Origin of the sequence: Chromobacterium fluminis, assembly GCF_011602385.1 — a bacterium.
GTDB classification, from domain to species: Bacteria; Pseudomonadota; Gammaproteobacteria; order Burkholderiales; family Chromobacteriaceae; genus Chromobacterium; species Chromobacterium fluminis.
The window spans coordinates 1-246 of record NZ_JAAOMA010000162.1; the positions used below are offsets into that span (position 1 = coordinate 1).

Below are 246 nucleotides of genomic sequence, written 5' to 3' on the forward strand. Positions count from 1 at the left end.
ACCGTGATGAGTTGGTGTTCGGCGTGGGCATCAAGGAAAGCGATATCCAGGTGCTGCGCAGCGGCAACGATATGGTGTTCCGCCACGTCAACGGCCAGGACAGCGTGACGGTGAAAGACTGGTTTGCCGATCGGGTGTATTGGATCGAGCAGATCACCTTTGCTTCCGGCGTGAAGTGGACGGCTGACGACCTGATGAAACAGGGCGTGCCGCTGGTGGGCACTGAGCTGGGCGATACGCTGCGGT

The 246-nt window shown here is 59.8% G+C and carries 1 protein-coding gene; it reads left to right on the forward strand.

The annotated features are described in order from the left end of the window. On the forward strand, positions 1 to 246 hold a 246-nt coding region (locus tag HA052_RS27325; RefSeq protein WP_166454465.1), incomplete at both ends, for a calcium-binding protein.